Source organism: Cellulomonas sp. P24, assembly GCF_024704385.1.
Classification (GTDB): domain Bacteria; phylum Actinomycetota; class Actinomycetes; order Actinomycetales; family Cellulomonadaceae; genus JAJDFX01.
The window spans coordinates 2,465,277-2,489,089 of the sequence record NZ_JAJDFX010000002.1 but is presented as its reverse complement, the minus strand read 5'-3'; the positions used below and the strand labels follow the sequence as shown (position 1 = coordinate 2,489,089).

Sequence of the window (23,813 nt, the reverse complement as noted above, 5' to 3'; positions counted from 1 at the left end):
CACCCTCCGGCTACGCCGGCGACCTCTCCCCCAGCAGGCCTGGGACCTCCTGGCGGCAGACCCCGACGCCGTCCTCGTGGACGTCCGCACCGAGGCGGAGTGGCGCTACGTCGGGGTGCCCGACGTCAGCACGCTCGGCCGCAGCACCGTGTTCGTCGAGTGGGTCACGTACCCGACCGGCGCGCGCAACGCGACGTTCGTGGAGGAGGCCGTCGCGGCCGGGCTGACCCCTGGGCGCCCCGTCGTCTTCCTGTGCCGGTCCGGCGCACGGTCGATCGCCGCCGCGACCGCCGCGACCGCCGCAGGGCTCGGACCTGCGTACAACGTCCTCGACGGGTTCGAGGGCAACCTCGACCTCGAGGGCCATCGCGGCGACCACGGCTGGCGTGCCACCGGTCTGCCCTGGACCCAGTCATGAGCACCGGATCGGTCCCGACCGCCCCGCAAACGCCGGGCCCCGGGAACTGGAACGACGGCACGCTCCCGCCGACCGGCCTGCGCGCCGACACGCTCGCCGTCCACGGCGGGCAGGTGCGGACCGGTTTCCAGGAGACCGCCGAGCCGCTGTTCCTCACCCAGGGCTACGTCTACTCCCGCGCGGCCGACGCCGAGGCCGCGTTCGCCGGTGACGCCGACCGCTTCATCTACTCGCGGTACGGCAACCCGACCGTCTCGACCTTCGAGGAACGGCTACGGCTGCTGGACGGCGCCGAGGCCTGCTACGCGACCGCGACCGGGATGTCCGCCGTGTTCACGTCGTTGGCCGCGCTGGTCCGCTCCGGGAGCCGGATCGTGGCCGCGCGGGCCCTGTTCGGCTCGACCCTCGTGATCTTCGACGAGATCTTCGCGTCCTGGGGGTCCGCACCGACTACGTCGACGGCCACGAGCTCTCCCAGTGGGAGGCGGCGCTCGCGACGCCCGCCGACGTCGTGTTCTTCGAGACGCCGTCGAACCCCATGCAGGACCTCGTCGACGTCGCACGCGTGAGCGAGCTCGCCCACGCCGCCGGGGCCGTGGTCGTCGTCGACAACGTGTTCGCGACACCCGTGCTCCAGCGACCACTCACGCAGGGCGCCGACGTCACGGTCTACTCGGCGACCAAGCACATCGACGGGCAGGGGCGCGTGCTCGGTGGCGCGATCCTCGGGTCGCGCGAGTACATCGACGGCCCGGTCCAGACGCTGATCCGCAACACCGGGCCGAGCCTCAGCCCGTTCAACGCCTGGGTGCTGCTCAAGGGGCTCGAGACGCTCTCGCTGCGGGTCCGTGCCCAGACGGCGGCGGCGCTGCAGGTCGCGACGTGGCTCGAGGGGCAGCCCGGCATCGCCACGGTGCGGTACCCGTTCCTGGCGTCGCACCCGCAGCATGCGCTCGCGACCAGCCAGATGAGCGGCGGTGGCACGATCGTGACGTTCGACCTCGCCGTTCCCGGGGCCGACCCCGACGTGGCGAAGCGGTCCACGTTCGCGTTCCTCGACGCGCTCCGCGTCGTCGCGATCTCGAACAACCTCGGCGACGCCAAGTCGCTCGTCACCCACCCCGCCACCACGACGCACCGCAAGCTAGGACCGGCCGGGCGCGCGGCGGTGGGGATCTCGGAGTCGACCGTCCGGCTCAGCATCGGTCTCGAGGACCCGCTGGACCTCCTGGACGACCTCACGCAGGCACTGGGCGCGAGCCGGCGCTGACGGCGCTGACGGTGCGCGGGCACTGATGGCTCGGCACGGGCACTGATGGCTCGGCGCGGGCACCGGTGGCTCGGCACGGGCACCGGTGGCTCGGCACGGGCACCGCGGCGATGGCGACGGGGCGCCGCGGTGCCTGAGGCCCTCGGTCCCTGCGGTCGCGCGGGTCGGGCTGCTACGGTCGCTGCGATCCCCATGAGCACACCTGAGACCGCAGCCACGCCGTTCCCCCGCTGGAACCCCGACGGGGAGCTCGACCTGGCGCTGCGCACCGCTGCGGACGAGCTCGAGCGCACTGGCCTCGACCTGGCCGGTGGCTGCCGACTCTCCGACATGACCCGCCGGCAGCGGGCCGCGCTCGGGGCCCTGCTCGGCTGCGGCATGGTCCGCCCGCAGGTGATGGTGCACTTCGAGACCCTCGATGCGATCTTCCGAGGCAAGTACGGCCTCGACGGCGGCCTCGTCGAAGCCTGCGAGACCGCGCTCGGCCGTCCCCTCGCCTCCGCGTAGAGCTGCTGCTTCCGCGTCGACCGCCGCACGTCCCGTGTCGAGTGGAGCGATGTGCGCGAGACACGCGGGCGTGTCCGCGCACATCGCTCCACTCGACACGGGGGTGGGTGTGGGTGCGGCACCTCTCCTCGGCGTTGACGCGTCGTGGCAGAGTCGTAGCTGTGCCCGATGAGCTGTCGATGAGCCCCGACCTGACCACGGAACCTCGGCTCGCGCCGATCCTCGCCGAGCTCGTACGGCGAGAACCGATCTTCCACCGTCTCGAGCTCGGGACCACCCGCGAGGACTTCGAGGCCCAGACCGCACCCGACTTCTGGGAGATCGGCGCGTCAGGTCGCGCGTACAGCCGCGAGTTCGTCTGGGCGACCTTGGCGCGACGCTACGCGGCGGCCGAACCGGATCCGTGGGAGACGGACCACTTCCACTGCCGCGAGCTCGCGCCCGACACCTATCTGCTCACGTACGTCCTGCGTCAGGGCGAGCGCACGACCCGCCGCGCGACCATCTGGCACCGCGCGACGACCGGCTGGCGCATCCTCTTCCACCAGGGCACCGAGATGCACGCCGCCCCCTGACCCCCGCACCCCGTCAAGTGGAGCGATGTGCGCGCGACACGCGGGCGTGTCCGCGCACATCGCTCCACTTGACCGAGCGCCGACTTGGGTGCGCACCGGCGCGACGCCCGGCCGCGCGGTCGATCGGGTAGGCGGTTCAGGTCAGGGTGCACGGCCCGGTCGACGGGCACGGGCCGTCGACCAGGTGCGCGCGGGCCTCGTACACCTGCAACGGCGCACCCGGCGATGTCGTGGTCGCCGTTCCTGGCACCGGGATCCACCCCCCAGAACCGTTCACCTGGAAGTCTGCGACCCAGGTCGTGGTCAGGCCCACCACGTACGACCCACCGCGCGTGTAGGTGTGCGCCACCGTCTGGTGGGGATACGCGCGTCCCGGATCGGACGTCACCAACGGGTCCGTCCCGTCAGCGAAGTCCCACGAGAACGACGCCGGGCGCGCACTGACCCGCACCGGCGTCCCGAGCACCACCAGGTCGAACACCTGCGCGTCGGGGCTCGTGAACACCACCGTGTCCATGTTCACCATCACCCACCCGTTCGGTGGCACCGACACCGGTGAGGCCGCCAGAGGCAACCGCGCCAGCTCCCGCGACACCTCAGCAGCCAGGTCTGCCGACGCTACGCACCTTCCCGGCGTCGACAACGTCCACGGACCCCACCCCGTCGGGCTGCTCGCATCACGCTCCGACACGAACACCGGATCGACCACATGCTGACCCTCCGGGCAGATCAGCGCCAGAGCCTCGAACGCCGTGTCCGGGCAGGACACCCCGGGCCCCAGCACCGGCACGTTCATCGACGCATCGTCCATGCACACCGCCCACGGCGACTGCTGGTACCGCACGTTCGCATCCGGCGCCACCGCGATGCTGTGGGTCGACTCGGTCTGGCCGGAGACCTCAACCTCGTTCCCGCTCCAACGACTCTTCCAGTCGACGTCCTGATTGTCGGTGCGCACGCTCGTTGGCAGCGACGACGCGCTCGCCAGGAGACTGACGACGAAGATGCGAGTAACCCACTTCACTCCGACTCACGCCCACCCTCAACGCCCAGAATCCGCCACGCGCCGTTGATGAAGGACGTGTGGAAGCGCGCCGTGGACACCGAACCCTCGGTGCTCGTCACTTGGGCTCCCGCAGCGTCGAGCCTCCCGGTCGGGCCCTGCGTGACGCGGAGGTCGACCGGGTATCCACCCTCGAGCTCGGCGAGCGCATGAACGGCCAGCACTTCCGCGGTCGTCGTGCCCCCAACGAACGAGCCTCCGTCGCGGAAGGTCGAGGCGACGAACTCGTGCGTCGCATTGCAGAACTGGCATGTCCGGTAGCTCATCGCGTCCCACGCGGTCAGGTCGCCGGTCTGCAGCACGTACCCGTAGAGCTCGATGAAGTACGTCGCCGCGGCGGCCGCACCCGTCGGCGTCATCTGGTCGATCTGTGCCGGGCGAACCGGCGCTACCGGTCCAGTCGGGCTCGGCGTCGGGCTCGGTGCGACAGACGCCGAGGCGACACTGCTCGAGCTGACCTCAGGGTCCGGCGTACTGGAACCCGTGCATCCGGCCAGGCTTGCCGCCAGCACGACGACTCCGATGCCGCCCCAGCTGGACGCCCTGCTCCGGCGCCTGAGGTCATCACCCCCGGCGATCACGGACGCCAGCGCGGCCGGCCCACCACTCGCACCACAACCCGCGCCCGCACCAGCCCCGCCATGCTCACGTCGTCGCACGTCACCCCCCGGTGCCCGAAATGTCCGGCGCGACCGTACCAAGCCACGACCGAACCTTCACAGGCCCTTGGGCCTCCCTGTGGACAACCGATGCCCAACGCCACTGCACCGAGACCCACGACGCCCGTCAAGTGGAGCGATGTGCGCGCGGCACGCGGGCGTGTCCGCGCACATCGCTCCACTTGACGAGAGACGGGTCAGGCGGTGAGGGACTTCTGGAAGCAGAGGGAGACGGTGTCACCGACGTACGGACCGTACGGCGCGATCGGACGGTAGCCGTGACTCACGTAGAGCGCGATCGCCTCCGGCTGGCGCGACCCGGTCTGCAGGATCACTGCGTTCAAGCCGACCGCACGGGCCGCGTCCTCGACGGCCGCCATCAGCGCACGCGCCACCCCGAGTCCGCGGGCCTCCGGCCGGACGAACACCTTCTTGACCTCACCGGCCGACGGTCCGAACCTGCCGCCTGCCGGACGGAGGATCGCCGTGCCCATCGCACGGCCGCCGACCATCGCAAGCAGCGTGACGTGCACGTCGCCCCCGACGTCCGCCTCCATCGCCGCGAACCCGTCGTCGAAGACGTCGAACTCGGGATACACCGGCGCGAGCTCGTCGTACATCTCGCGCCGAAGCTCGAACGCTCGAGGGTCGTCGAACGGGACGTCCACGATCTCGACCACGGGCCGTTCCGCGCGAGCGACGCGGACGGCCGAAGCCGATCTGCCGGTCGTCGACGCGGCAGCCCCCTCCGCCCGGTGCCGGTCCGCCCCGCGCCGGTTCGCTCCGTGCCGGTCTGCGCCGTCGCACCGGGAGCGGCCACGAGCTTCGTGAAGCACCGGGAGTCCGCCTCGACGTCGTACGGCGGGTAGTTCGGGATCGACAGGTACCCCTCGGAGAGGTAGAGCCCGATCGCCTCCGGCTGCAGCACGCCGGTCTCCAGGATCAGGCGTTCCCAGCCGAGGACGACGGCCCGCCGTTCGAGCTCGACGAGCACGAGACGCGACAGCCCGCGCCCGCGGAACTCGGGCGACACGTACATGCGCTTGAGCTCACCGATGCCCTCACCGCGCGCCCGCAGCGCCCCGCACGCCGCTGCGACGCCGTCGACCCGGACGAGCAGCATCGCGACGACACCCTCGGGCGGGATGTGCGGCTCGAGGTCCGCCACACCGTCGTACCGGGACTTGAGCTCCTCCTGCTGCTCGGTGCGGAGCCGGTCCGCGTCGGCGTCCGCCCACGGAACCGACTCGATCGTCACCCGGGACCCTGCAGCGGACGCCGCACGGGCGCTCTCGCTCAACCGACCAGGGCCCCGATGACCGAGGCGAAGAACCGCAGCCCGTCGGTGCCGGTCCGCGGCCCGTTCGGCCCGTCCGGACCGAACCCGGGCTCGACCGCGTGCTCGGGGTGGGGCATGAGGCCGACGACGTTCCCTGCGGCGTTGGTGATCCCGGCGATGTCGCGACGCGACCCGTTCGGGTTGCCGTCGCGGTACCGGACGACGACGCGCCCCTCGCCCTCGAGCTCGTCGAGCGTGTGCTCGTCGGCGACGTACTGACCGTCCTGGTTCTTCAGCGGGATCGTGATCCGCTCGCCGACGGAGTACAGCCGGGTCCATGCGGTATCGGTGTTCTCGACGGAGAGCACCTGCTCACGGCAGACGAAGTGCAGGTGGTCGTTCTTGATCATCGACCCGGGCAGCAGGTGCGCCTCGGTGAGGACCTGGAAGCCGTTGCAGATGCCGAGGACGGGCATCCCGCCGTTCGCCGCGTCGATGATCGACCCCATGACGGGCGCGAACCGCGAGATGGCCCCGGCGCGCAGGTAGTCGCCGTACGAGAACCCACCGGGCAGCACCACGGCGTCCACGGCGTGCAGGTCGGCATCCGCGTGCCACAGCGATACGGCCTCGCCGCCCGCGAGCCGGACGGCGCGCGCGGCGTCGCGGTCGTCGAGGGTCCCCGGGAAGGTGACGACCCCGATGCGGGCTCCTGCGAGCATCAGCGGCCCGCCTCGGCGGACGCGGCGTGCGCAGTCTCGGCGTAGACGTCCACGACGTCCTCGATGACCGGGTTCGAGAGCACCGTCTCACCGGCACGACGGGCCGCCGCGAGGACCTCGTCGGTGACCTCACCGTCGACCTCGAGCTCGAACCGCTTGCCCTGACGGACGCTCACGAACTGGCTGAACCCGAGCCGCGGGAGGGCGCCGTTGACGGCCTTGCCCTGCGGGTCGAGGATCTCGGGCTTCGGCATCACGTTGACGACGACTCGTCCCACGGGTGGCTCCTGTTTCACGGGGCGGAGGTGGAGGGGTGCGGTGCTCAGACTACCGACTTCCGAGGGTGCCCCAGGTGACGCGTCCGCCGAGCAGGGTCGCCGCGACGGGCATCGTCCGCAGGGTCGCGGCGTCGGTTGTGGTCGGGTCGGCGTCGAGGATCGCGAGATCGGCGAGCTGACCAGGCGCGACGCTGCTGCGCACCGACGCCGCGAGCGCCGCCCCGATCGGCAGGGCCTGCTCGAGGTGCCACGGCGTGCGGTCGTCGCGCGCACGGGTGACGGCCGCCGCGATCGAGATCCACGGGTCCAGCGGGGCCACCGGTGCGTCGGAGCCGAGGGCCAGCTGCGCCCCCGACTCGAGCAGGTCCCGGTACGGGTAGGCCCGGTCCACCCGGTCCGCCCAGTACCGATCGACGACGTCGCGGTCGTCCATCGCGTGCTCGGGCTGCACCGACGCGACGACACCGAGGGCGGCGAAGCGCGGGACGTCCTCGGGGGAGACGAGCTGCGCGTGCTCGACGGAACCGCGTGCCCCGCTCTTCTCGAACGCGTCGAGCACGACGGTGTTCGCGCGGTCGCCGATCGCGTGGATCGCGCACGCAATGCCGTGGCGTGCAGCCTGCGTCATCAGCGGCACGAGCCGGTCCAGGTCGTAGGTGAGGACGCCGCGGGCCTCGGGACCGGTCAGCCCCGGGTACGGGTCGTGGCAGTACGCCGTCCGGGTGTTCAGCGACCCGTCCGCGATGATCTTCAGCGGGCCCATCGTCACGAGCCCGTCGGTCCCCGGCAGGACGTCGCCGGTGGCCAGCTCCCGGGCGATGGCCCGGTCCAGGTGCTCGGGCCAGACGCCGGCGGACACCCGCAGCGAGGTGATCCCGGACTGCACGCGTCGTGACCACACGGACAGGTTGTCGGCGATCTCGACGTCCATGACGCCGACGACGCCCCGCGCCGCGGCGGCACGCGCAGCCTCGTCGACGAGGCGTTCGAGCACGTCGGGGGCCACGACGCTGACGTCCTCGCTCGCGGCGAACCACTCCGCCTCGCGGAGCACCCCGGTCGGATGGTCGCCGAGACCGTGCGCAGCGAGCGCCGGGGACCGCAGGGCCGCCGTGTTCAGCCAGCCGCAGTGCAGGTCGCCGGACATCAGGACCACCGGGACGGGCGGGAGGCCGGCCGCGGCGATCGCGTCGTCGAGCAGCACCGCCGACGGGGTGTCCGACCACAGCGCGTCCCGGAACCCGAGCCCCGTGAGCGTCGCCCCGTCCGGGAGCGGCTGCGTGCGGAGCCGTTCGACGACGAGCCGGACGACCTCGGCTGCGGACGTCGTCCCGGAGACGTCGAGCCGCTGCCGTGCGAGCGCCCACTGCGTGAAGTGCACGTGGTTGTCCCACAGGCCGGGCACGACGGGGCGGCCGTCGAGGTCCACGCGCGCCACCTGCGGGGGAGGTCGGCGGCGAGGTCCGGCGCGACGGCGACGATCCGCCCGTCGCGCACGAGGACGTCGACGAGCCCGGAGCCGGTACCGATCGGACGGGTACCGGGCACGTCGGTGCCGACGACGCGAGCGCCGGTGAGGACCATCCCGCCGGGCATCAGAGCGCGGCTCGGCCGGTCAGCCGCTCGAACGCCTCGAGGTAGCGCGCGCGGGTGCGCTCGACCACCTCGGGGGGCAACGGCGGCGGCGGCGCGTCGCCCGTGCGGTCCCAGCCCGACGCGTCCGACGTGAGCCAGTCCCGGACGTACTGCTTGTCGAAGCTCGGCTGCGCACCGCCGGGGGCCCAGGTGTCGGCCGGCCAGAACCGCGACGAGTCCGGGGTCAGCACCTCGTCACCGAGCACGACGGCACCGGCGTCCGGTCCGTCGATCGCACGCCCGAACTCGAGCTTCGTGTCGGCGAGGATCACGCCCCGCTCGCGCGCGATGCTCTCGGCCCGCGAGTACACCGCGAGCGTGAGGTCCCGCAGCCGGGTCGCGGTCTCGAGGCCGATCCGGTTCGCGACGACGTCGAAGGAGACGTTCTCGTCGTGCTCGCCGAGCTCGGCCTTGGTCGCCGGCGTGAAGATGGGCGTCGGGAGCCGCGAGCCGTCCACGAGGCCCGCCGGCAGCGGCACTCCGCACACCTGCTGGCCTGCGCGGTACTCGACGAGGCCCGATCCGGTGAGATAGCCGCGTGCGACGCACTCCACCGGGTACATCTCGAGCCGACGGCAGATCATGGCGCGCCCCAGCACCGCGGCGGGCACACCGTGCTCTCCGGCCTCCGCCGTCACCACGTGGTTGGGGACGAGGTCCGCGACCTGCTCGAACCACCACAGGCTCAGCTGGGTCAGGACGCGACCCTTGTCCGGGACCAGGGTGTCGAGCACGTGGTCGTACGCACTGATGCGGTCGCTCGCGACGACGAGCACGACGTCGCCCAGCGGGTGCGTGACACCCGGCGGGAGGTCGGGGACGTAGAGGTCCCGAACCTTCCCCGAGTAGGTGGGGGTCCAGCCGGTCAGCTCGAGTGGCGCGCTCACGGGCACATCCTCCCGCACCCTGACGCGTCACGACGCACCGGACCGGATGTCGACCTGGCGTGGGCCGGGATCACCGCGACGGCGACGCCGCGATGTCCGTGCGGTGGTGCGAGCCCGGCAGCTCGATGAGGTCGATCGCGGCGTAGGCCATCGCCCGGGCCGCCTCGATGTCCGTGCCGCGGCCGACGACGGACAGCACCCGACCGCCCGCCGACACGAGCACCCCGTCCACGAGCGCCGTCCCGGCGTGCAGCACCTGGGCCCCGGTCGCACGCTCGGCCTCGTCGATGCCGGTGATCGGGTCCCCGGTGCGGGCCGACACAGGGTAGCCGTGGGACGCAATGACGACCGTCACGGCCGCGTCGTCGCTCCAGCGCAGCGGCTCGACCAGACCGAGCGTCCCCGTCGCCGCGGCGCGGAGCAGACCGGCGAGCGGCGTGCGCAGCCGTGCGAGCACCACCTGCGTCTCCGGGTCGCCGAAGCGTGCGTTGAACTCGACCACACGCAGGCCGCGGCTCGTGAGCGCGAGCCCGACGTACAGCACCCCGGCGAACGGGATCCCGCGACGCGCCATCTCGTCGACGGTCGGCTGCGCGACCCGCTGCACGACCTCCTCGACCAGCCCGGCAGGCGCCCAGTCGAGCGGGGAGTACGCGCCCATGCCGCCGGTGTTGGGTCCGGCGTCGCCGTCGAGGGCGCGCTTGAAGTCCTGCGCCGGGGCGAGCGGCACGACGGTCGACCCGTCGGTCAGGCAGAACAGCGACACCTCCGGGCCGTCGAGGTACTCCTCGACCACCACCCGGCCGCCGGGCTTCGCGACGCACGCCGCCCCGTGGGCGAGGGCCTCGTCGCGGTCGGTCGTGACGACGACGCCCTTGCCGGCCGCGAGACCGTCCTCCTTGACGACGTACGGCGGCCCGAAGGAGTCGAGGGCCTCGGCGACCTGGTCGGTGGTCGTGCAGACGCGCGCCATCGCGGTCGGCACGGCGGCGGCCGCCATGACGTCCTTCGCGAACGCCTTGGACCCCTCGAGGGCGGCGGCCTCGCGGCTCGGGCCGAAGCAGGCGATCCCGGCGGCGCGGACGGCGTCGGCCACCCCGGCGACGAGCGGTGCCTCCGGGCCGACGACGACGAGGTCCACGCCGAGGTCGGTCGCGAGCGCGGCGACGGCGTCCCCGTTCAGCGGATCGACGGCGTGCAGGGTCGCGTCCGCCCCGATGCCAGGGTTCCCTGGCGCGGCGTGCAGCTCGCTGACCTGCACATCTGCCGCAAGCGACCGAACGAGGGCGTGCTCACGAGCACCGGTGCCGAGGACGAGGATCTTCACGGACCCTGAGCCTAACGGCCACCACCCGCTCACCCCGACCTCCCCGCACGCCCGGCCGCCCCACCCCACCCCCCGTCAACTGGAGCGTTCCGCTCGCGACACGCCGGTGTGTCGCGGCAGAACGCTCCAGTTGACGGGAGTCGTCACGGCTCCGGTGGCGGGTGGGCAGCTCCGGTGGCCGGGGTGCGCGGCTACCGGGTCGCGGTGCCGAGGCGGGTGCGGAGGGCGGTGAGCTGGTCGGCGAGCTCGGGCGGCAGCCGGTCGCCGAACTGCGCGAAGAACTCCTCGGTCAGGTCCGCCTCGTGGGACCACGAGTCCGGGTCGACGGCGAGGAGCGCGGCGAGGTCGACCTCGGACACGTCGAGCCCGTCGAGCGGGAGCGCACCCGGAGCCGGCACGAGCCCCACCGGCGTGGTCTCCGCCTCGGCCTCGCCCGTGACCCGACGCAGCACCCAGTCCAGGACGCGGGAGTTCTCCCCGAACCCCGGCCACAGGAACCGGCCGTCGGCGCCCTTGCGGAACCAGTTGACCTGGAACAGCAGCGGGCGCTTGTCCGCCGCCAGCCCGGCACCGACCGTGAGCCAGTGACCCCAGTGGTCCGCCATGTTGTACCCGCAGAACGGCAGCATCGCGAACGGGTCACGACGCAGCTCGCCGACGGTCCCCTCGGCGGCTGCCGTCTGCTCGGAGGAGATCGTCGCCCCCATGAAGACGCCGTGCGCCCAGTCGAAGGACTGCGCGACGAGCGGGACGTTCGTCGCCCGGCGCCCGCCGAACAGGATCGCGTCGATCGGCACCCCGTCCGGGGAGTCCCAGCTGTCGGCGATGCTCGGGCACTGCTCGGCGGCGACCGTGAACCGGGAGTTGGGGTGCGCCGCCGGTCGACCGGACTCCGGCGTCCAGTCCTGCCCGCGCCAGTCCGTCAGGTGCTCGGGCACCTCGGGCGTGAGCCCCTCCCACCAGACGTCGCCGTCGTCGGTCAGGGCGACGTTCGTGAAGATGACGTCGTGCGTGAGGGTGGCGATCGCCGTCGGGTTGGTCTCGACGCCGGTACCGGGTGCGACCCCGAAGAACCCCGCCTCCGGGTTGATCGCCCGCAGCCGGCCGTCCGGACCGGGCCGCATCCATGCGATGTCGTCCCCGATGGTCTCGACGGTCCACCCCGGGATGGTCGGCCGCAGCATCGCGAGGTTCGTCTTGCCGCAAGCCGACGGGAAGGCCGCCGCCAGGTGGAACGTGCGCCCCTCGTCGGAGGTGATCTTGAGGATGAGCATGTGCTCGGCCAGCCAGCCCTCGTCGTGCCCCATGGCCGACGCGATGCGCAGCGCGAAGCACTTCTTGCCCAGCAGCGCGTTGCCGCCGTAGCCCGACCCGAACGACCAGATCTCTCGGGTCTCGGGGAACTGCACGATGTACTTGGTCGTGTTGCACGGCCACGTCACGTCCTCGCGGCGGGTGCCGTCGGCAGCGACGAGCGGCATCCCGACCGAGTGCAGCGCGGGGACGAACGCACCGTCGTCACCCAGCAGGTCGAGCACCGCCGTGCCCGTGCGCGTCATGACGGCCATGCTCACGACGACGTACGGCGAGTCGGTGAGCTGGACGCCGAGCTGCGAGATCGCGCCACCGAGCGGTCCCATCGAGAACGGCACCACGTACATCGTCCGACCCCGCATCGACCCGGCGAAGACGCCGCGGAGCTCGGCGCGCATCTCCGTCGGGTCGCGCCAGTTGTTGGTGGGCCCGGCGTCCTCGGCGTGCGTCGAGCAGATGAACGTACGGTCCTCGACGCGCGCGACGTCACTCGGGTCCGAGCGGGCCAGGTAGCTGCCCGGGCGGAGCTCCGGGTCGAGCGGGATCAGGGTGCCGTCCGCGACCATCTGCTCGCTGAGCCGTTGGCGTTCGGCCGGGGTGCCGTCGCACCAGACCACGGCGTCGGGTTCGGTCAGCTCCGCCATCTCCGCGACCCAGGCGAGCAGGCGGGCGTGGGTCGTCGGAGGGGTCGTGAGGAGCGGGTGGTCGAGGACGGTCATCGTGGGCCTCTCGTGCGATTGCGGTCGGGTTCGGCGCTCGGTCTCCACCTTCGTCCGATTCCGGCGACCCTTCAACCGGAATCACGAGTGAAGATTCACCGATCTTTCGCTAGCGTGAAGCCATGGCCACCGATCTCCTGACGCTCGGGCGTCGCATCCGGCACTTCCGCACCGCGGCCGGTCTCACGCTCGACCAGCTCGGCGCCGCGGTCGCCACCGCACCGAGCCAGCTCTCCCTGATCGAGAACGGTCGGCGCGAGCCCCGGATCTCCCTGCTCCAGGCGATCGCCGGCGCCCTCGGCATCGCGCTCTCCGACCTCCTCGCGACCGAGCCGCCCAGCCGCCGCGCCGCCCTCGAGATCGCCCTCGACCGCGCCCAGGGCAGCACGCTGTACGCCGGGCTCGGGCTGCCCTCGGTACGCGCCGGTCGCACGCTGCCGCTCGAGGCCCTCGAGGCCCTCGTCGGTCTGCACGAGGAGCTGTCCCGCCGCGCGAACGCGTCGATCGCGACCCCCGAGGAGGCGCGGCGCGCGAACACGGAGCTGCGCCTGTGGATGCGCGAACGCGACAACTACCTCCCGGACATCGAGGACGCCGCCGAGCGGATGGCACGCGCGGCCGGCTACACGTCCGGCGCCCTCACGCACCGCGCGGTCGCCCGGATGGCCGAGCAGCTCGGCTTCCAGATCCTGCACGTCGGGGACCTCCCGCACTCGACGCGCACCGTCACCGACCTCGCGAGCGGGCGCATCTACCTCCCGCCCGCCTCGATCCCCGGCGGCCACGGCCTGCGGTCCCTCGCTCTGCAGGCGATCGCGCACCGGGTGCTCGCGCACGAGCGCCCGGCCAGCTACGCGGACTTCCTGCGCCAGCGGATGGAGATCAACTACTTCGCCGCGGCCTGCCTCATCCCGCGGGGCCGCGCCGTCGAGGTGCTGCAGGCCGCCAAGCGCGAACGTGACCTCGCGATCGAGGACTTCCGCGACGCGTTCGGCGTCACGCACGAGGCCGCGGCCATGCGCTTCACGAATCTCGCCACCGCGCACCTCGGGATCCCGGTGCACTTCATGCGGGTGGGCGACGACGGCACGCTGTACCGGGGGTACGAGAACGACGCGGTCGGCTTCGCCACCGACCCGACGGGCGCGATCGAGGGCCAGATCGTGTGCCGCCAGTGGACGTCGCGCATGGCGTTCACCGTGCGCGACCGCGCGACGGAGTTCCACCAGTACACGGACACGCCCGCCGGCACGTTCTGGTGCACCGCGCAGACCGGGGCGACGACGTCCGGCGAGTTCTCGATCACCGTCGGCGTGCCGTACGTGCACTCGAAGTGGTTCCGCGGCCGCGACACGACACGCCACACGGTCTCCCGCTGCCCCGACCCGACGTGCTGCCGCCAGCCGCCGATCGACCTGAGCGCACGGTGGGCCGAGCAGTCGTGGCCGAGCGCGCGGCTGCACGCGCAGGTGCTCGCCCCGCTGCCCGGCGGCACGTTCCCCGGTGTCGACGACGCCGAGGTCTACGCGTTCCTCGAGCGGCACGCGCCGACGGGATGACGGCGGCCGATCGACCGCGATCGTCCGACACCGACGGTCCGGCCGACCTCGGCCGTCCACCTCAGCCGGCCGCGATCCTCGCATCGAGGCGCGCACGCACGTCCGGCCACTCGTCGGCCAGGATCGAGAAGACGACGGTGTCGCGCCAGGTCCCGTCGGCCCGGATCATCTCGTGGCGCAGCACCCCCTCGCGCGCCGCGCCGAGCTTCGCGATCGCGGCCTGCGAGCGGGTGTTGATGTGGTCGGTCTGGATCTTGACGCGCTCGAAGCCGCAGTCCTCGAAGGCGTGGGCGAGCAGCAGACGCTTCGCGGCCGGGTTCACCGCCGTCCCCCAGACCCGCGGCGCGTAGGCCGTCGCCCCGAGGTGCACGCGGTGGTGCGTGGGGTCGGCCTCGACGAGCGACGAGGTCCCGACGACGCGTCCGGGCGCACCGAAGGCCGTGCCCGCTGCACCTTCAGAGAGGGTCACGGCGTAGGTCGCCCGTGGGCCGTGGTGCACGAGCGCGTCGATCCACCGCGCCGTCTCGGCCTCGCTCCGCGGTCGCGCGGCCTCGCCGCCGTTGTACCCGGCGGCCCAGACCTCCTCCGAGCCGATCGCCTCGAACAGCTCCGCCGCGTCGTCCGTGCGGAGCGGTCGCAGCGTCACGACCGGCCCGACGAGCACGCGGGAGTCCGGGAGGACGGACGTCCGACGGCCCGTCATGCCGACACGCTCGCGTCGTCCACCCGCAGGCGCGCCACCTGCACCCGTCCGATCCCGCCGACCACCGTCGGGTCAGCCGATCAGGTCGTGACGCAGGATCGTCGCGTCGCGACCGGGCCCGACGCCGATCGCCGAGATCCGCGTCCCGGACAGCTCCTCGAGGGCGAGCACGTAGCGCTGCGCGTTGACCGGCAGGTCCTCGAACGTCCGTGCCTGCGTGATGTCCTCGGTCCAGCCGTCGTACTCGACCAGCACCGGCTTGGCGTGGTGGAAGTTGCTCTGGTCGGCCGGCATCTCGTCGTAGCGGACACCGTCGACGTCGTACGCCACGCACACCGGGATCTTCTCCAGCCCGGTGAGCACGTCGAGCTTGGTCAGCACGAAGTCGGTCAGGCCGTTGATCCGGCTCGAGTAGCGCGCCACGACGGCGTCGTACCAGCCGCACCGGCGCGGGCGCCCGGTCGTCACCCCGAACTCGCCACCCGTGGCCCGCAGGAACTCGCCCATCTCGTCGAGCAACTCGGTCGGGAAGGGACCCTCGCCGACGCGGGTCGCGTACGCCTTGACGACGCCGATCACCCGGTCGATCCGCGTCGGGCCGACCCCGGACCCGGTGCAGACGCCCCCGGCGGTCGCGTTCGACGACGTGACGAACGGGTACGTGCCGTGGTCGACGTCGAGCATGGTCGCCTGGCCGCCCTCGAACAGCACGATCTTCCCGGCGTCCAGCGCACGGTTGAGGATCAGCGGGGTGTCGGCGACCATCGGGCGCAGCCGCTCCGCGTACCGGAGGAGGTCCTCGACGGTCTCCTCGACGGTGATCGCCCGGCGGTTGTAGACCTTGACGAGCAGGTGGTTCTTCTGGTCGAGCGCACCCTCGACCTTCTGCCGCAGGATGTTCTCGTCGAAGAGGTCCTGGACGCGGATCCCGACCCGGTTGATCTTGTCCGCGTACGTGGGCCCGATCCCCCGACCGGTCGTCCCGATCTTGCGCTTGCCGAGGAACCGCTCGGTGACCTTGTCGATGGTCCGGTTGTAGGGCGCGATCACGTGCGCCGCGGACGAGACCAGGAGCCGGGAGACGTCGACCCCGCGGGTCACCAGGGCGTCGATCTCCTGGAACAGCACCTCGAGGTCGATCACGACGCCGTTGCCGATCACGGGGGTCACGCCCGGCGAGAGGATGCCGCTCGGCAGCAGGTGCAGGGCGTACTTCTCGCCGTCGATCACGACGGTGTGGCCCGCGTTGTTCCCGCCGTTGAACTTCACGACGTAGTCCACCTGTGCGCCGAGCTGGTCGGTCGCCTTGCCCTTGCCCTCGTCGCCCCACTGGGCGCCGACAACCACGACGGCTGGCATGGAATCCCCACTCCTCCGCTGCCTGGACGACGAAGGACCGACCGGTCCGCGATCGACGTCGGGCCCTCGGGCACGGGTGACAGCGGCCCGGTACCTCCGAAAGGCTACCGGACGTGGCCCGACGGCCACCCGTCACGCACGGCCGAGGACCGCGTGCCGGGCCTACGCCACGAACATCTCCACCTGGCTGCGGAGCCCCGCCGACAGCTCGGCGAGCTGGGCGAGCGCCTCACCCATGTCCTCGAGCACCGCGGTGGACCGTGCCGATGAGGTCGCCACGCCGTTGAGGTTCTGGGAGATGCTCTCCGCACCCTGCGCCGCGTCGTTGACCCCGCGGGACATCTCGTTGGTCGTGGCTGTCTGCTCCTCGACCGCGCTGGCGATCGTGAGCTGGAAGTCGTTGATCGAGGCGATGATCGTCGAGATCTGCCCGATCGCCGTCACCGCGCTCGCGGTGTCGTCCTGGATCGCCTCGACCCGCCGGGCGATGTCCTCCGTGGCCCGCGCCGTCTCCTGCGCCAGCTCCTTGACCTCACCGGCCACCACCGCGAACCCCTTGCCCGCCTCACCCGCACGAGCCGCCTCGATCGTCGCGTTCAACGCCAACAGGTTCGTCTGCTCCGCGATGCTCGTGATCACCTTCACCACGTTGCCGATCTCCTGCGAGCTCACCCCCAGCTTGGCCACCGTCTCGTTGGTCGCCGCCGCCACCCCGGTCGCCTGGTTCGCGACCTTCGCCGCCTCGTTGGCGTTCTGCGCGATCTCCCGGATCGAGGCCCCCATCTCCTCCGCCCCCGCCGAGACCGACTGCACGTGCTGGGACACCTCGCCCGACGCCCCGGCGACGACACCCACCTGGGTGCTCGTCTCCTGCGCCGACGAGGTCACCTCGGCCGACGACGCCGAGAGGCGCGACGCGGCCTCCGCCGTGCGCGACGCCGCGTCCCGGACACCGTGGATCAGCTTGCGGAGGTTCACGACCGCGGCGTCGAGCGCAGCCGCCGTGACGCCGATCTCGTCCCGGCCCGTCAGGCCCGTCGGCTTCGTGAGGTCACCCTCGGCGAGCGCCTCCGCGACGTGACGCAGGCGCGTGACGTCGGACCGCAGGCGCCGGACGAGAGCGAGCCCGACGAGCAGGGCGAGCAGCGCACCGGCGATCGCGACGACGACGATCCAGCCGCGAGCCGTCGAGGCCGCCGCGGACGACTGCGCGCTCAGGGCCGCGGACAGCTTGGTCTGCTCCGCGACGATCTTCTCGATCTCGTCGGTGATCTTCACGCCGAGCGGGGAGATCGTGCTCGACCGGAGCTTCTCGATGCCCGCGGCGTCCCCCGCCTTCGTCAGGACGTCGGCCTGGGCCAGCGCATCGCCGTAGGCCTTGGCATCGGTGACGACGGCCGCGACGGCCGCGCGCTGCCCCGCGGTCGGTGAGGTCGTGTCGAGGTACTGCTTGGCGATGTCCCCGACCGAGACGAGGGCCGCGTTCCGCGCGTCGAGGAACCCCGCCGTCGCGGACTTGTCCGGGACGTAGGCCGCGCTGAGCGCGTTCACCCGCACCGAGAGCATCTGGAAGCGCATCTGACCTGCGAGCGACGTACCGAGGACCTGCTCGGTGTACATCCGCTCGGTGGCACGTGCCATGTTCGACGTCGTGACGACGGCAACCCCGCCGACGAGTGCCGTCGCCAGGATCGCGATCCCGAGCGCGCCCATCACCTTGGCCGCGACACTGAGATCGCTCAGCCGTCGGCGACGGCGCCGCTCGGCCGTCGGTGTGGTGGGGTGCGGCTGCGTCGACATGGTCGTGAGGTCCTCAGGTCCGGTGGGAACGTGTCGCCATGCCATCGGCGACGACCACCACGACCTGAGGAAAAGGCGCCGGATTGTCGCGCGGCAGGGGCCGAGACGCAACCCCTGACTCAGCCTCCGGGGAGGCGGACCGGGCGCCCGGAGCCAGCGCCCGGAGCAGGAGCCCGGAGCCGGCGTTCAGAGCAGCAGCCCGGCGACCTCCGCCGCGGTCGTCCCCGAGTTGAGGAGCAGCCGCTCGCACCTCTCCGCCTCGTCGATCTCGCCGATCGCCGCGGCCGCCTGCTCGAGGGCGAGGACGCTCAGGAGGAACCCCTGGTTCGGGAGGTGGCCCGTCGGGATCGGCCCCTGGCCGCGCCAGCCGGCCTTGCGCAACGCGTCCAGCCCGCGGTGGTAGCCCGTACGCGCATACGCGTAGGCAGCGAGCGCACCCTCGGGGGTCCCGGTGCCGAGGGCGCCCCGGGAGAACGCGGCCCACAGGTAGGACGACGCCGGGTGCGCGGTGAGGACCGAGACGGCATCGGCCCCGGCCCCGAGCTCGGCCCGGGCGAGGACGTCGGGGTGGTCCTCGGGCAGCAGCGTCGGCGCGGGGTCGAGCAGGTCATGGCGGCGCACTTCGCTCATGCGGCCAGTGTCGCAGGACTCCGTCGATCGCTCATCCGGAGCGTGCGAGCCGCACGATCTGCGCTCAGCGGGCGGGCACCGGACCGGCGCCCACATGCGGCGACCTGCGCCGCTGGATACAGTCGAGAATCCCCCGACCCCTTACCCCCTGGTGCGCAGCGGTGATCGAGATCTCGACCTCGTCGGCGACGACGACCGTGGTCGTCTCCGGCGACCTCGATCTCGCCGCGCGCGATCAGTTCCCCGGGATCGCCGCGCGCATCGTCGGGCTCCGCCGTCAGCTCCTCGTGATCGACCTGGCGCAGGTGACCTTCATGGACTCCACGGGTGCGGCGTTCCTCATCTCGCTCGCGGATGCGAGCCGCAAGCGCGGCGGCGCGACCGTGCTGCGCGGGGCGGGCGACCGGGACCTGTTCGTCCTCGAGGTGTGCGGCGCGCTGGACCTGTTCCGGATCGACCCGGACGGCGCGAGCGACGACGCCCGACCGGCCTAGGGTCGACGGCTCAAGGGTCGACGGCTCAAGGGTCGACGGCTCAAGGGTCGACGGCTCGAGGGGTTGGGAGCTCGGCAGCCGCGGCCGCTACCGGGAGAGCTGCGCGAGGACCCGGCCGAACAGGTCGGGGCTCACGAACCCGGGGTCGATGTTCTGCTCGATCGTCAGGCCGTTGCTCAGCGCGAGGACGAGCGTGACGACGTCGTCGATGCTGAACCCGGTCTCGGTCGGCGGGTTCCCGACCACCTGCTCCACGGCGTCGGCGATCGCGGTGCGGATCTCGCGACGGTGCGTGAGGAACTGGGCGCGCACGGCGTCGTCGCGCACGGCACGGAGCCAGAAGTCGAGGAAGACCAGCTGCCACTCACGCTGCTCGGTGATCGTCGTGGCGAGGAGACGCCCGATCCGGTACGGGGCGTCCTCGTCCTGGGCGTCGTCGTCGTGGGCGCCTTCGGCATCCTCGGCGGCGGTCAGGGCGGCGTGGACGGCGTCGACCCGGTCGCGCACCTGCGCGTCCAGCATCGCGAAGAAGATGTCGTCCTTGCCGGTGAAGTTCGAGTAGATCGCGCCCTTGGTGAGCCCGGCGGCCGCCGCGACGTCGTCGAGACGGGCGTTGGCGTAGCCGTGCTCGGCGAAGACGCCGAGCGCCGCGTCGAGAAGGCGGCGACGCACCTCCGCACGGCCTGGTCGCCCCTGGGGTCGAGTCGCCGGTCCCGCGTCCGGCGACCGGTCCGGCCGGGGGCGCCCGATGGCGTTGACGTCGTCCACATCCCCGAGCATACTCACCAGTATTCAATACCCGTGAGTATCGAGAGCCGACATGCCACCCACTCCCGCGTCACCCCCCTCACCCGCCCCGGTCGAGTGGAGCGATGTGCGCGGACACGCCCGCGTGTCTCGCGCACATCGCTCCACTCGACGAGGGAGGCGGGGCGTTGCGCTGGGGGTCGTGTGCACTGCGGCGCTGATCATCAACGTCGACAACACCATCCTCAACGTCGCCCTGCCGACGCTCGTCCGGGACCTCGGTGCGACGTCGAGCGAGCTGCAGTGGATCGTCGACTCCTACGCGATGGTGCTCGCCGGCCTGCTGCTCCTCGGCGGCAGCCTGGCCGACCGCTTCGGGCGACGACGCTTCTTCCTCCTCGGTCTGGTCGTCTTCGCGGCGGGTTCCGCCGGCGCCGCCGTTGCGCACTCCGCCGGCCCCCTCATCATCTGGAGAGCGCTGATGGGCGCCGGCGCCGCGCTGACGATCCCGGCCTCGCTGTCGATCATCAACGACCTCTTCCGCGAGCCGGCGGCGCGGGTCCGGGCCATCGGTGCCTGGGCCGGCACCATCGGGCTCGGCATCGCGATCGGCCCGATCGCCGGCGGCCTCCTGCTGGAGAGGTTCTGGTGGGGATCGATCTTCCTCGTCAACCTCCCTGTCGTCGCCGCCGGGCTCGTCGGCGCCGTGCTGGTGGTGCCCGAGTCGAGGAACCTTGCCCCTCAGCCCGCCGATCCGACCGGTGCGGTGCTCTCCGTTGCCGGCCTGGGCCTGGTGCTCTGGGCCATCATCCAGGCCCCGGTGGACGGCTGGACGTCGGCGCCGGTCGTCCGGGCCGGCGTCGGTGGCGTCGGCGTGCTGCTCGCCTTCGTGGTCTGGGAGGCCCGCAGCAGCCATCCGATGCTCCCCCTCGGGTGCTTCGCCGACCGCCGGTTCTCCGTCGCTGCGGCCGCCGAGACCCTTGGGGCATTCGGCCTGCTGGGGTCGCTGTTCGTGCAGACGCAGTTCCTGCAGTCGGACCTGGCCTACACGCCGCTCCAGGCAGGGCTGCGCATCCTCCCGCTCGCCGGCGTCCTCGTCGTGAGTGCGGCGCTCTCCGCCCACGCCGTCCACGCCATCGGGACGAAGGGCACCGCTGCAGCCGGCCTGGCCGCGATCGCCGCCGGGCTGTGGCAGGTCTCGGCCGTGTCGACCGCGGCCACGGTCTACACCGACGTCGTTCCCGGGCTGCTGCTCATCGGGTGCGGGGCGGGACTGCTGCTGCCGACGGCGACGAACTCGGTCGTCGGCTCGGTCCCCCGGGGCGACGCCGGTATCGGGTCGGCGGTCAACGCCGTGGCCCTGCAGGTCGGCGGGGCGTTCGGCGTCGCCGTGATCGGGTCCGTGCTGTCGACCCGGTACCAGTCGTCGGTGTCCGCGGCTCTCGCCGGTCACCCCGTGCCGGAGGCAGCCGCGCACGCGATCCACGGCTCCCTCGGCGGTGCGCTCGCCGTGGCGGACGCAGCCGGCGGGACGATCGGACCGGTCGTGGCCCACGCCGCCCGCGCCGCGTTCATGAGCGGAACCGGGGTCGCCATGGCGGCCGGCGCAGCGGCCGCGGCCGGTGGGGCCGTCCTCGTCCTCGCGCTCCTGCCGTCGCGCCCGCGCTAGTCCTCGGGACCCCGGACCTCGGCGACCCGCATCCGCGCCCAGACGAGCTTGCCCTTCGGCAGCGGGCGCCAGCCCCAGTCCGCGAGCCGCTCGACGATGCGCATGCCGTAGCCGCCGACGCGCCCGGGATGACCGTCGGTCGTCACGGGCGGCGCCGGGTTGGCGTCCTCGACCTCGATCCTCAGCCCGTCCCCGGTGTCGAACAGCCGCAGGGAGATCGGCCCCCAGCCGTGCAGGACGGCGTTCGCGACGAGCTCGGACGCGACCAGCTCCGCGCTCCCGATGTCGGTGAGCCCCCAGGCACGACCCGTGCGGATCACCGCATGACGGGCCCGCCCGATCGATGCCGGCTCGCTCGGCAGCACCCACCGGCGCGCACTGCGGCTGTGCGCGTGCACCCGGTCGTCCGTCGCGTGGTCGGGCAGGCGGACGACGACCACGGCGACGTCGTCCTCCGGCCGGTCGACGAGCCCGGCGACGAGGTCCTCACCGATCCCGGCGGCATCGATCGCCGTGATGCCGCACGCGAGGTCCTGCAGGGCGGTCAGCCCCTCCCGCAACGGCCGGTCGCGCCGCTCGATCAGACCGTCCGTGTAGAGGACGAGCACGTCCCCCGGGCGCAGGTCGTGGTGCGCCGTGGCGCGCGGACGGCCACCGAACCCGATCAGCGGGCCGCCCGCGTCGTCGAGCAGCGTCGGGTGCCCGTCGCGCACGAGCAGCGCCGGCAGGTGACCCGCGCGCGCGTACTCGAGCCGCCAGGTCCCGTCCTGGTGCGTGAGGGTCACGAGCGCCATGCTCGCGGCCCGGCTCATCGTCATGCCGCTCACGACCTGGTCCACGCGCTCCAGCACCGGCCCCGGGGTCGCGAGCTCGAGCGCGAACGAGCGCACCACGGACCGGAGCTGGCCCATCGCGGCGGCCGCCTCGACGTCGTGCCCGACGACGTCCCCGATCACGACCGCCACGACGTCCGGCGACACCTGCAGGACGTCGTACCAGTCGCCGCCGATCTGGGCGTGGCCCGTGTTCGGCGAGTAGTACGTCCACACGTCGACGCCCTCGATCTGGGCCTGCTGCGGCAGCATCGCGCTCTGCAGGGTCTCGGCGAGGGCATGCTCCTGTGCATACAGGCGGACGTTGTCGACCGCGAGACCGACGCGACGCACCGTGAGGTCGAGCACGCTGAGCGTGCTCGGTGCGAACCCCGAGGTGCCGGTCCGCGCGCGTGGCACGACGGCCAGGAGCCCGAGGATGCGACCGCGCCCCTCGACCGGGAAGAGGACGACGGTCGTGACGCCCCGTGGCCCGAGGACCGCGCGCAGGTGGTCGGCGAGCCAGCGCGACGCGGTCCGGTCCGGGAACGTCCCCCCGAGGTCGAGGTCGACCGGCTGCTCGCCGCCACCGTCGAGGAGCTGCTGGACGGGGTCGGACGCGTGCGGGTCGTCGGGTGCGTCGCGAGCCCCGTCGCGGATGTCCCCGCCACCGTGCCGACGACCGCGCCCGCTCGGTGGCGCGTCCACGTCGATGCCCTCGGCGGCGTGCAGACCGCCGTCGTTGAGGAAGAACCCGGCCCACTCGATGAGGCGCCCGGCGAGCTCGTCCGCGATCGCCTGCAGGGCGTGCGGGTCGTCGAGATCCATCAGAAGGTTCGAGACCTCCGTGAGGACCGCGAGCTCGTGCCGGGCCTGCCGCTCGACCTCGACCTCGTGACGCTGTGCCGCGCTGGTCGTGATCTCGTCCGTGACGTCGACCTGGTTGACGACCCAGTGCGTGATCCGTCCGGTGGCATCGGGCACCGGGGCGAGCGAGGTGTGGTTCCAGAACGGGCTCCCGTCCGCCCGGTAGGAGACCAGCGTCCCGGACGCGCTGCGTCCCGCCGACATCGCGGCCGAGAACGCGGCGATCGTCGCGAGGTCCGTCTCGGGACCGATCAGGACGGTCGCGCTGCGGCCGCGCACCTGTGCGAGCGGGTAGCCGGTCGTCCGGGTGAAGGCGTCGTTCACCCAGACGATCGGCCGACCCGGCACGGTCGCGTCGATGATCATGAAGGCCGCGCTGGTGGCCTGCAGGGCGCGGTCGCGCACCTCGGAGAGCGCCGCGTCCGACGGGTCCCGGTCCGAAGGGTTGACCACGACCACCTCCGATCGTCTAGCGTGCCCACAGGTCAGCAGCTCGCCCGGGCTGTCCGGAGGATCCGTC

The 23,813-nt window shown here is 72.5% G+C and carries 21 protein-coding genes and 2 pseudogenes; 7 read left to right on the top strand and 16 right to left on the bottom strand.

Features of this window, described 5'->3' with window-relative positions; translation table 11 throughout:
- The first annotated feature begins 76 nt into the window (after window positions 1-76).
- The 4 genes and pseudogenes from LJB74_RS11580 to LJB74_RS11565 all read left to right on the top strand — a co-directional run bounded on the left by LJB74_RS11580 (window position 77) and on the right by LJB74_RS11565 (window position 2,770).
- The gene (locus LJB74_RS11580; RefSeq protein WP_310650843.1) at window positions 77-418 is read left to right on the top strand and encodes a rhodanese-like domain-containing protein; all 342 of its coding nucleotides are present in this window, start codon (window positions 77-79) and stop codon (window positions 416-418) included.
- Window positions 415-1,688: pseudogene (locus LJB74_RS11575) on the top strand (O-succinylhomoserine sulfhydrylase). Before LJB74_RS11580 ends, LJB74_RS11575 begins: the two are co-directional and overlap by 4 nt.
- 192 nt (window positions 1,689-1,880) lie before the next feature.
- On the top strand, window positions 1,881-2,195 hold the full coding sequence (locus LJB74_RS11570; RefSeq protein WP_259308674.1) for a hypothetical protein: 315 nt from the start codon (window positions 1,881-1,883) through the stop codon (window positions 2,193-2,195).
- Between the two features lie 179 nt (window positions 2,196-2,374).
- The gene (locus tag LJB74_RS11565; protein ID WP_259308673.1) at window positions 2,375-2,770 is read left to right on the top strand and encodes a hypothetical protein; all 396 of its coding nucleotides are present in this window, start codon (window positions 2,375-2,377) and stop codon (window positions 2,768-2,770) included.
- A 136-nt stretch (window positions 2,771-2,906) separates the two neighbouring features.
- Here the strand turns inward: LJB74_RS11565 and LJB74_RS11560 are convergent, their stop codons facing one another.
- The 10 genes and pseudogenes from LJB74_RS11560 to LJB74_RS11515 form a co-directional block, all read right to left on the bottom strand.
- Window positions 2,907-3,728 carry a PKD domain-containing protein gene (locus LJB74_RS11560; protein WP_259308672.1) on the bottom strand — a complete coding sequence of 274 codons (822 nt, stop codon included), beginning with the start codon at window positions 3,726-3,728 and terminating at the stop codon, window positions 2,907-2,909.
- Between the two features lie 62 nt (window positions 3,729-3,790).
- Complete coding sequence (locus tag LJB74_RS11555; RefSeq protein ID WP_259308671.1) at window positions 3,791-4,345, bottom strand: DUF6318 family protein; 555 nt, start codon at window positions 4,343-4,345, stop codon at window positions 3,791-3,793.
- A gap of 344 nt (window positions 4,346-4,689) precedes the next feature.
- Window positions 4,690-5,172, bottom strand: a complete 483-nt coding sequence (locus LJB74_RS11550; protein WP_259308670.1) for a GNAT family N-acetyltransferase — start codon at window positions 5,170-5,172, stop codon at window positions 4,690-4,692.
- 263 nt (window positions 5,173-5,435) lie between these two features.
- A pseudogene (locus tag LJB74_RS11545) lies at window positions 5,436-5,615 on the bottom strand (GNAT family N-acetyltransferase); the annotation flags it as partial.
- Between the two features lie 173 nt (window positions 5,616-5,788).
- Complete coding sequence (purQ, locus tag LJB74_RS11540; RefSeq protein ID WP_259308669.1) at window positions 5,789-6,493, bottom strand: phosphoribosylformylglycinamidine synthase subunit PurQ; 705 nt, start codon at window positions 6,491-6,493, stop codon at window positions 5,789-5,791.
- The gene (gene purS, locus LJB74_RS11535) at window positions 6,493-6,771 is read right to left on the bottom strand and encodes a phosphoribosylformylglycinamidine synthase subunit PurS (protein ID WP_259308668.1); all 279 of its coding nucleotides are present in this window, start codon (window positions 6,769-6,771) and stop codon (window positions 6,493-6,495) included. The genes purQ and purS overlap by 1 nt, the downstream gene beginning before the upstream one ends.
- A 49-nt stretch (window positions 6,772-6,820) precedes the next feature.
- Window positions 6,821-8,200, bottom strand: coding sequence for an amidohydrolase family protein (locus LJB74_RS11530; protein WP_310650842.1), 1,380 nt, complete (start codon window positions 8,198-8,200; stop codon window positions 6,821-6,823).
- A gap of 166 nt (window positions 8,201-8,366) precedes the next feature.
- On the bottom strand, window positions 8,367-9,299 hold the full coding sequence (locus LJB74_RS11525) for a phosphoribosylaminoimidazolesuccinocarboxamide synthase (RefSeq protein WP_396125154.1): 933 nt from the start codon (window positions 9,297-9,299) through the stop codon (window positions 8,367-8,369).
- 64 nt (window positions 9,300-9,363) lie between these two features.
- Entirely contained in the window at window positions 9,364-10,620 is a 1,257-nt protein-coding gene (purD, locus tag LJB74_RS11520) for a phosphoribosylamine--glycine ligase (RefSeq protein ID WP_259308666.1), read from the bottom strand.
- Between the two features lie 191 nt (window positions 10,621-10,811).
- On the bottom strand, window positions 10,812-12,653 hold the full coding sequence (locus tag LJB74_RS11515) for a phosphoenolpyruvate carboxykinase (GTP) (protein ID WP_259308665.1): 1,842 nt from the start codon (window positions 12,651-12,653) through the stop codon (window positions 10,812-10,814).
- A gap of 122 nt (window positions 12,654-12,775) precedes the next feature.
- Here LJB74_RS11515 and LJB74_RS11510 point away from each other — a divergent pair, with 122 nt between their 5' ends.
- A complete protein-coding gene (locus LJB74_RS11510; protein ID WP_259308664.1) occupies window positions 12,776-14,212 on the top strand; it encodes an XRE family transcriptional regulator in 1,437 nt (478 codons plus the stop codon).
- 61 nt (window positions 14,213-14,273) lie between these two features.
- Here the strand turns inward: LJB74_RS11510 and LJB74_RS11505 are convergent, their stop codons facing one another.
- From LJB74_RS11505 to LJB74_RS11490, 4 genes are all read right to left on the bottom strand, one after another.
- Window positions 14,274-14,915: a GNAT family N-acetyltransferase gene (locus tag LJB74_RS11505; RefSeq protein WP_259308663.1), complete on the bottom strand. Its 642-nt coding sequence runs from the start codon at window positions 14,913-14,915 to the stop codon at window positions 14,274-14,276.
- 72 nt (window positions 14,916-14,987) lie between these two features.
- Window positions 14,988-16,274 (bottom strand): adenylosuccinate synthase, encoded by a 1,287-nt coding sequence (locus LJB74_RS11500; protein ID WP_259308662.1) that lies wholly within the window; start codon window positions 16,272-16,274, stop codon window positions 14,988-14,990.
- A gap of 162 nt (window positions 16,275-16,436) precedes the next feature.
- Window positions 16,437-18,074 carry a methyl-accepting chemotaxis protein gene (locus LJB74_RS11495; protein WP_259308661.1) on the bottom strand — a complete coding sequence of 546 codons (1,638 nt, stop codon included), beginning with the start codon at window positions 18,072-18,074 and terminating at the stop codon, window positions 16,437-16,439.
- A 186-nt stretch (window positions 18,075-18,260) separates the two neighbouring features.
- Window positions 18,261-18,704: a DUF3151 domain-containing protein gene (locus LJB74_RS11490; RefSeq protein WP_259308660.1), complete on the bottom strand. Its 444-nt coding sequence runs from the start codon at window positions 18,702-18,704 to the stop codon at window positions 18,261-18,263.
- Window positions 18,705-18,865: 161 nt separating this feature from the next.
- Here LJB74_RS11490 and LJB74_RS11485 point away from each other — a divergent pair, with 161 nt between their 5' ends.
- Complete coding sequence (locus LJB74_RS11485) at window positions 18,866-19,198, top strand: STAS domain-containing protein (RefSeq protein ID WP_259308659.1); 333 nt, start codon at window positions 18,866-18,868, stop codon at window positions 19,196-19,198.
- Between the two features lie 87 nt (window positions 19,199-19,285).
- Here LJB74_RS11485 and LJB74_RS11480 read toward each other — a convergent pair whose 3' ends face one another.
- Window positions 19,286-19,966 (bottom strand): TetR/AcrR family transcriptional regulator, encoded by a 681-nt coding sequence (locus LJB74_RS11480; protein WP_259308658.1) that lies wholly within the window; start codon window positions 19,964-19,966, stop codon window positions 19,286-19,288.
- A gap of 181 nt (window positions 19,967-20,147) precedes the next feature.
- Here LJB74_RS11480 and LJB74_RS11475 point away from each other — a divergent pair, with 181 nt between their 5' ends.
- A complete protein-coding gene (locus LJB74_RS11475; protein ID WP_259308657.1) occupies window positions 20,148-21,614 on the top strand; it encodes an MFS transporter in 1,467 nt (488 codons plus the stop codon).
- Here the strand turns inward: LJB74_RS11475 and LJB74_RS11470 are convergent.
- A complete protein-coding gene (locus LJB74_RS11470) occupies window positions 21,611-23,746 on the bottom strand; it encodes a SpoIIE family protein phosphatase (RefSeq protein WP_259308656.1) in 2,136 nt (711 codons plus the stop codon). The genes LJB74_RS11475 and LJB74_RS11470 overlap by 4 nt on opposite strands.
- Between the last annotated feature and the right edge of the window lie 67 nt (window positions 23,747-23,813).

What these genes read in the sequence shown, in the direction of transcription:
- LJB74_RS11570 (WP_259308674.1), top strand. Translation starts at nt 1,881, where the DNA reads ATGAGCACACCTGAGACCGCAGCCACGCCGTTCCCCCGCTGGAACCCC.
- LJB74_RS11565 (WP_259308673.1), top strand. Translation starts at nt 2,375, where the DNA reads ATGAGCCCCGACCTGACCACGGAACCTCGGCTCGCGCCGATCCTCGCC.
- purQ (WP_259308669.1), bottom strand. Translation starts at nt 6,493, where the DNA reads ATGCTCGCAGGAGCCCGCATCGGGGTCGTCACCTTCCCGGGGACCCTC.
- LJB74_RS11515 (WP_259308665.1), bottom strand. Translation starts at nt 12,653, where the DNA reads ATGACCGTCCTCGACCACCCGCTCCTCACGACCCCTCCGACGACCCAC.
- LJB74_RS11510 (WP_259308664.1), top strand. Translation starts at nt 12,776, where the DNA reads ATGGCCACCGATCTCCTGACGCTCGGGCGTCGCATCCGGCACTTCCGC.
- LJB74_RS11505 (WP_259308663.1), bottom strand. Translation starts at nt 14,915, where the DNA reads ATGACGGGCCGTCGGACGTCCGTCCTCCCGGACTCCCGCGTGCTCGTC.
- LJB74_RS11500 (WP_259308662.1), bottom strand. Translation starts at nt 16,274, where the DNA reads ATGCCAGCCGTCGTGGTTGTCGGCGCCCAGTGGGGCGACGAGGGCAAG.
- LJB74_RS11495 (WP_259308661.1), bottom strand. Translation starts at nt 18,074, where the DNA reads ATGTCGACGCAGCCGCACCCCACCACACCGACGGCCGAGCGGCGCCGT.
- LJB74_RS11490 (WP_259308660.1), bottom strand. Translation starts at nt 18,704, where the DNA reads ATGAGCGAAGTGCGCCGCCATGACCTGCTCGACCCCGCGCCGACGCTG.